Below are 6000 nucleotides of genomic sequence, written 5' to 3' on the forward strand. Positions count from 1 at the left end.
TAGTAGCGGTTTTTACACAACTACTTTTCGGTAAGCAATATACTTAATTAAAAACAGAAACGGTTCAAGTTAGCACTCAAACCGCTATTGCTTAGACACATTGTTAGCCGCAGGTTTTTTATTCAGTTTTCAAATGTTGTTTGAAATAAACAAAATGGTATTCAACGGATTTTGCCCAATATTCAGAATTGTGTTCACCAGATTGAATAGAAAATCTTATCGGCAGTTTTTTAGATAAAGTCAATTCTTTAATTTTTAGGGTGTTTGAGAGCAAAGGGTCGTCTAAACCACAGTCAATGAGAAATCCTTTATTAAATTCCTTTTGGTTTTCAAGCAAAGAGGAAATGCTAAACTTTTTCCAATCATTTTCTTTTGGACTTCCTAATGTCATTTCCATATCGTTTGTCATTCGTTCGCTTTCAAAGAATTTTAAACTAATTTCTTTGAAGTTTTCGTAATTAAATTCAAGAGCTCCGCTTGTTGAAGCAGCAGTATTGAAAAAGTCGGAATGATTTATAAATAAACTCAACGCTCCATAGCCTCCCATACTTAAACCAGTTATAAAAATATTCTTGTTATCAATATTGTATTTTTCCTCAATTTTAGGAACAAGTTCTTTGAAGAAGAAATCTTCATATTGGAAGGTTTTTAAATTCGGGCTATTCAAATAATAGTTTACGAATCCTTCTGGGCAAACTAAAATCATTTGATAATCCGTTGCCAATTTTTTCAAATCAGTTGTTTTGCTCCATTGTTCATAATTTTCACTATATCCATGAAGCATAAAAACCAATGGATAACTTTTTGAAGATTGATAGTTTGCTGGTTTTTGTACAAAAACTGGAACTTTTCTTTCCAATTTATCTGATTTTATGCTGAAAACTTTTTGAGCAAATAGTGATTGTGTCAAAATCATAGATATTGTAATTAAAACGATATTTTTCATTTTTTGTATTTTTGTCAAAGGTCTTAAAAGACTGTTTTTGAAACAATAACTAACAAAATTGTTAGCCTTTAAACTATTGATTATGAGAAAAAAACAATCGACAAATTATGCCAACGAACAGTTCCTGTTTCAAGTTTGTGAGTTGAATTCGGCAATTGCAATAATAAGTGGTCGTTGGAAATCACAGATTGTTTATTCCATTTCTCAAGGCAACAATCGATTTCATTTGATACAACAAGAGTTGCCTAATATTTCGGAAACTGTTTTGGCGAGGCAATTAAAGGAATTGGAAACACACGCGATTTTAATTAAAAAAGAAATTCCAAATACAGTTCCTGTTGGAATTGAATATGTTTTGACCAATAAAGGCTTGGATTTGGTTCCTATTTTAGAAAGTCTTTGTGATTGGGGGAAATTGTACGCAGATGGCAAAGAGATTTCTACTTGTTCTATTTCTTGAGTTTGTTTTTAGACCTGCGTTTCTTTTAACTTGTGGCTAACTTGTATATATGTGTAAAATACGTCGTTATACAACCAAAAAGTAAAGTATAAGAGTACCTTTATTGTTCTTTTATTTATTGCTGTGTTCCTAGTAAGGGAAATTAAAAAAGGAAATCATAGCAATTTCACTTTCCCAAATATAAAAAAATAAACACAAGAAGGAATACAGCTTTTATCTGGAAGACCTCCAAGCCTAATGGGAGTAACTTAAAACAATAAAAAAGCTAAAAATAGGTGCGTGTGTAGAAAAATGTTTGTTAGCATAGTATGTCGTATTCTTTTAAAGATATTGTACATCAGTCAGTTATGTGCTTTTTTCTTTTATACATATAAAACATGTGTTCGTGATTGATTATCAATCGTTTACTACCTTTTTTTTAAAACATGCTTATTAATTTCTCAACTTTATAATAGCAAATGATATGAAATAAAAACAATAAGAGCAGTAGGGGACTTTAAAAAGCTGCATTCGTACTCAGGTAAAACCTAAAGGTTTGTTAGATATATAATGTATTTGATTAGGTTTTTAATCTGCTGTCGAAAATAACTTAGTAAACATTAAATACAATATATTATGAAAAATTCTCAATTCCCCTACGGTATTAATGCTTGGATCTTTTTAAATGAAGATGAACCACCAAAGACAAACTACAAAAGTCCTGATAGTTGTTTTCAATCGCTTATTAAACACAAAGTATACAATAGTGTAACATCACTTGGAATAGCCTTTTTTGAGGTAGTTCCAGCCACCAAAGGTTCAACCATTAAAATGGGAGACTCATCACACCCGGGTGGGCTTACGAATCAAGATTATTTAAACTATGTATTAAGAGATGCTCGCCAAGTGAATCCGAATATTAAGTTTTTAGCAACGATGGTTTATTCGGGAGATAACACACTGGCGTCTATTTTTTCTCCTGGTGGAAATGAACAAGAAGAAGCAACTAATTTTGCTAATAATCTGGTAGCTTATTTAAAAGAGAATGGAATGAATGGATTAGACATTGACTGGGAAGGTAATGTGTCTACACGTATGACTCAATCTCAATTTAAAGTCTTGTTTTCTACGATTCGCTCTGTGTTTGATAAGCAGCCAGTAAAATATTACTTGTCGTTCACTCCTGCATGGCCAACAAATTCGATTGATTATCCAACTGTAAATAACGCATTTGATTTTGTATCACCACAGTTTTATGATGGTACACCGTTATCTAGCTTTATAAATGCAGGGATATCACCAAAGAAAATTGGTTATGGAGCGCAATTTGAGCCAGGGAATGCAGCACCAAACTCTAGTGCTCAACAAGTTTGGAATAGAGTTTCTGAAGGATTTACTAATAAGGGTACTACTTATGATTATCAAGATATTTTTATGTGGCGTTTTAACTCTGGAAACTTCCAGTTTGAGCAAGCCCAATTTATGATTCTTAATCAGTTAGCAAATCCATTACCAAGTAATACCTTTGATGATACCCAGATAGTTGGAGCGGCTGGGAATCCAAACATTACGCAAATGACGATTCGTTCGGGTGATGTACTTGATGCTATCCAGACCGTAAATACTGGAACTGGACCTTATAATACGGGTACAGAGAATAGAAATGTTGGAGTGTTTACTTTGCCACAGCATGGTGGAAATAGTGGAGTAGCTAAAACGATAGATATTCCGTTAAACGATCCAATCGTAGCTGTTTCTGGTTATACAGGTGTGTGGTATGGTTGGCGATGTGTATTACAAATAACTTTAACAGGTAAGAGCGGAGCTTCTTATGGTCCTTTCGGAACTATGAATGGTTCAACTATGCAAAAACCTTTTAAACAGTCTGCTGAAGCAGGACAAAGCTTAGTAGCATTTAAAGGTGCTACTGTAAGCGTTCCGTTGGCTAATGGTAGTCATACAGAAATTATTGCCAGTTTAAATGCTGTTTTTGCTAAGCCTTTTGTAGCTCAGAAATTAAACGAAAAGACACTTTCTCTTTAAGTTTTAGTTATAATAGAAAGAGCACATATGGTGTTCTTAAAATAGGATAAATGATATTAATTATAGTCATTTTTACGGTTTTTTTTGTAAGAAAGGCGTTTTAGTATTATAAGAATAATAAACAAAAAGGAATAATAAAAAACACAAAAAAAGAAGTAATTAGAACGAATATTTGCTATAACTGTAATAACGTAATAGACAAAAATAAATAGTGACAGATAAACAATGTTAATCAAAATAGATATTACTGATAATGTATTATTCTTAAAAGCATTAAACAAGTTATTAAATGACTCATTATTTTTTTTCTGAAACTTTAAAATTTTATACAAATACGTTTCTATGGTTAAATACGAAATCATATTAAAACAAAAACAAAAAATAACTACTGTTGTAAAAGAATTACTATCAAAAAAAGTATTTGTAAAAAGTCTTAAAGAAACATACCAGAAAGGCAATATAAAAAAAGATATTAGTACGTTTTGAATTGTTACGTGTAGTTCTTTAAATTCTTTAAATGAAGGAATTGTAGGCATAGTGTATTTTTTAAACAAATATAAAAAAGTAATTAATAACAAAAAGAGCATCCAAAATTGGATGCTCTTGCTTTTTCATGCACAGCAATTAGCCCCCCGGCTCTTGAAACTGTACATAGGTTGAGTTGATTATAACACAAAGATAATCAAATTATTGCATTATGTTGAATTTATCTATTTAATATAAAAGATTGAGCTATATTTAAATCTCAACATCTCTTGAATTATTTTATAAGTATCTGCCCATTCACTTAAAAGTGTTAATTGCCAACCTACAAAATAATAATCTGATATAAAAAGGAACTTTTAAATTATCAAATAAATAATTAAAAGTATTATCTACTATTAATACAGTTTACTCTCTAAAAAATAAGTAAATATTATTTTGATTTATAGGCTTCCAGTTTTTTGCATGGAAACTGTTTTCATCCCAGTAAATTAAAAGATTTATATGGTCTATTTTTACAGAATCTTTCCTTTGAGTTAATAGGTTTAAAGTGTCTTTCCTTTGAGTAATTCCATTCATTTTAAAATGACCATCTATTTCAGAAATAAAATCACTCAGCTGTTCTATTCTTTTAATTTCAACCTGTTCACTATCAGCATTGATAAGTTTATCCCACTTGTTTTCTAATTGCTTTTTTGAATTACAACTTAATAAACTTAAAGAGAAGAATACGATTAGTAATGTGTTTTTTAATCTCATTTTATACCTTTTTATTTTGTCACAGCTGTCATTAATTCTTTTTTTATAAACTCTATAGATTCCGCGTAATAATCATTTCCGTCCCAGTCTCCAATTTCTATTTGAGTTTGTTGATTATGTAAACAAATAACAGCTGACATAGGCTCTAATTGTATGCCAAAAGATACTTTTCCATCGTCATATATTGCATAACTATTTTCGGTCTCAGCTTCTCTCCAAGTAGTCTTTTCAATGAGTTTAGTTGCTTTATAAAACTTTAAATTATTGAAAATTTCAGGTTCATGTTCTTTTAGAATCTGATAAATATCTTTTCCAAATAGTACATATCTAGTTTTAGCTTCCTCATAAGTTTCTTCAGTATATTCCTGAGAATCATTTAATAAAAAGTGAGTCATTTTAATAGTCTTGTTTATGGCTTTATAAAAAAGGTAAAATCAGGCAACACTCTTTATATATTACTGTAAGTTATTTTGTTGTAATTTACAAGTGAAAATAATATCAAAAGAGGGTACTATCTTTTTTATTTCTCCTTTTATATTTTTTTGATAAAAAGGCTCTGTTTTTAAGTATATTTTTCCTTTTATAGTTTCGTTTACCTTATATTCTATAGGTTTTGTTATTGTTAGTTTAATTTCGTCAGTTAAAAGATTAATGTTGTCGAAGAGGTCTTTTTCTTCTTTTGATTTGGAATAAACTTTCTTAGTAGTTAATAAAGATACTTTTCCTGAAATACTATCTTTATATATTTTTAAAAAGAAACCAACACCTCCTGTGTACCCTTGTCCACCAATAATTTTGATAGTATCATTAGATAAATTACAATTACAAACAGATTTTATGAATTTCATATTTAAGTCCCTTTGAGTTTTAAGAAAAGAAAATAAGTCACTAGACTTATCATTATTAAATTCATTAGCGTTTTTAATATCACGTATATTAAAATTTAATTGTCCAATACTATGATTTCCATATTGTTTTATTTCCACAATACTGTCAATTTCTGTTATAATACTTTTATCAACTAGTATAGGGTTTTCAGTTTTTTTATTACAGCTATTAAGTAAGAGTAGACATAATATTAATTTAAGTATTCTCATTTTCTTAAATTGGTGTTAACTAATTTATATATAGTATAAAACCACAATACAACCTTAAATAGTAAAATAATTAGAGGGCGTAGCAATTTTTACTCATCCAAATATAAAAAAAGGAAGATAAAAAAGTGTAACTTTTTTATCGGGTCAACACACGAAGCCTAATCGGGTCAACACACGAAGCCTAATCGGGTCAACACACGAAGCCTAATCGGGTCAACACACGAAGCCTAATC

Annotated in this window: 6 protein-coding genes; 2 read left to right on the top strand and 4 right to left on the bottom strand. The window is 29.9% G+C overall.

The window, feature by feature from the left end; translation table 11 throughout:
• Positions 1 to 118: 118 nt before the first annotated feature.
• Positions 119 to 946, bottom strand: a complete 828-nt coding sequence (locus tag C8N27_RS00290) for an alpha/beta hydrolase (RefSeq protein WP_121145692.1) — start codon at positions 944 to 946, stop codon at positions 119 to 121.
• A gap of 82 nt (positions 947 to 1028) precedes the next feature.
• Between C8N27_RS00290 and C8N27_RS00295 the strand changes: the two genes are divergently transcribed.
• Positions 1029 to 1406 carry a winged helix-turn-helix transcriptional regulator gene (locus C8N27_RS00295; protein ID WP_121145694.1) on the top strand — a complete coding sequence of 126 codons (378 nt, stop codon included), beginning with the start codon at positions 1029 to 1031 and terminating at the stop codon, positions 1404 to 1406.
• A gap of 615 nt (positions 1407 to 2021) precedes the next feature.
• Positions 2022 to 3428 carry a glycosyl hydrolase family 18 protein gene (locus C8N27_RS00300; RefSeq protein ID WP_121145676.1) on the top strand — a complete coding sequence of 469 codons (1407 nt, stop codon included), beginning with the start codon at positions 2022 to 2024 and terminating at the stop codon, positions 3426 to 3428.
• An 891-nt stretch (positions 3429 to 4319) separates the two neighbouring features.
• Here the strand turns inward: C8N27_RS00300 and C8N27_RS00305 are convergent.
• From C8N27_RS00305 to C8N27_RS00315, 3 genes are read right to left on the bottom strand one after another with little or no spacing between them, the layout of a single operon-like run.
• Entirely contained in the window at positions 4320 to 4670 is a 351-nt protein-coding gene (locus tag C8N27_RS00305; RefSeq protein WP_121145678.1) for a hypothetical protein, read from the bottom strand.
• An 11-nt stretch (positions 4671 to 4681) separates the two neighbouring features.
• On the bottom strand, positions 4682 to 5065 hold the full coding sequence (locus C8N27_RS00310; RefSeq protein ID WP_121145680.1) for a hypothetical protein: 384 nt from the start codon (positions 5063 to 5065) through the stop codon (positions 4682 to 4684).
• Positions 5066 to 5125: 60 nt separating this feature from the next.
• On the bottom strand, positions 5126 to 5767 hold the full coding sequence (locus C8N27_RS00315; protein WP_121145682.1) for a hypothetical protein: 642 nt from the start codon (positions 5765 to 5767) through the stop codon (positions 5126 to 5128).
• Between the last annotated feature and the right edge of the window lie 233 nt (positions 5768 to 6000).

Origin of the sequence: Tenacibaculum discolor, from assembly GCF_003664185.1 — a bacterium.
Taxonomy (GTDB): Bacteria; Bacteroidota; Bacteroidia; order Flavobacteriales; family Flavobacteriaceae; genus Polaribacter; species Polaribacter discolor.